This is a genomic window from Thalassospira permensis NBRC 106175 (assembly GCF_000714555.1).
Taxonomy (GTDB): Bacteria; Pseudomonadota; Alphaproteobacteria; order Rhodospirillales; family Thalassospiraceae; genus Thalassospira; species Thalassospira xiamenensis.
In genome coordinates, this window is sequence record NZ_AUNC01000060.1 from 1 (window position 1) to 1,132 (window position 1,132).

The 1,132-nt window shown below is 51.7% G+C and carries 1 protein-coding gene; it reads left to right on the forward strand.

Annotated features, from left to right (window positions below; translation table 11 throughout):
* Positions 1-433: 433 nt before the first annotated feature.
* The gene (locus SMB34_RS18515) at positions 434-1,027 is read left to right on the forward strand and encodes a hypothetical protein (RefSeq protein WP_007089785.1); all 594 of its coding nucleotides are present in this window, start codon (positions 434-436) and stop codon (positions 1,025-1,027) included.
* The last annotated feature ends 105 nt before the right edge of the window (positions 1,028-1,132 follow it).

Genomic DNA, 1,132 nt, shown 5'->3' on the forward strand with positions numbered 1-1,132 from the left:
ATCGCGTCCTTTTCATGGACGAAGCCCACCATCAGGCGTTCTTCCTCGTTATTGATCACCGGATCGTTGGATGCTCGCGCGACGCGCGCCTCCAATCAGATGAACGCGCATCTATTGCCTCCACACCCGGTATAATTCATGCGGTCGGTATCACGGGCTTGTTGCGTATCGCCTTGCACTTATCCAATCGTCCGTAAGGGTTGGCAGGTTATAACCTGTTGGATAATGGGCAAATTATGCCGCCCAAGACACACAAAGCCCTGACGCCGGATATGTTTGGCGCAATACAAGGTTACTGACATCAGCAGACCTTTGGAAAAGTGCCAATGGTCTTGAAGTTGCATGAATTTTTCCGGTTCGCGTTACACCCTGCAAAAGGTTCGCCTTTTGTGTGGTGTAGTGCTGTGTACATCCATGAAGAAGGATATTTTTCATGAACAGTCTTCTTGGATTGGGGTTTGGGCTACCGGTAACGTCGCCCAAAACCTCAGTATCTAAGGATGGTGGACCCGAAGGTATCGACAAATACAGCGCATTTAGCGCAACACCACAAAGCAGCAAATCTGCACAACCGACCTTTTATGGCACCAAATTCGGCGATTTGTCTGATTCGGTGCAGGCGGTCATGCTGGAAATGCAAGCAACCGGAAGCGGATCGACATCCTTTGCCGATGCAATGGCCAATGTTGCAGAACAAGGCAAGGATGCCACTTCCGGCGAGGAGGCCTCCAAGGGGGTCTTCTCGTCAAATTCTGATCCGGCCAAAAACGATCCTGCATTTGCTGAGCAGGATGCCGAGGAAGAATTCAAATCTGCCGTTCGTGACAGCTTGACCCCGCCATCGAAGGAGGACAAACGTAACGAAACGGCAGAAATTGAGGCCCGTAAAGAAAGTCAGGAAATCGATATTGCCGCCCAACAGGCTGCAAACGATCTTCCTGAAAACGTTGCTGGTCTTGATAGTCGTGTTGCAGCCCAGGTCATGTCCGGTCGGCCGGGTCAAACCCAACCTGCACTGGCCGCCTGATAGTATTGGCCACAGAACCTTGAACGGAGCAGCGCATATAAGCGCTGCTCTTTTTCATCACGGATCGGACTAGAAAAGCTTGGGCGGCGCATCACCGCGCTCTTC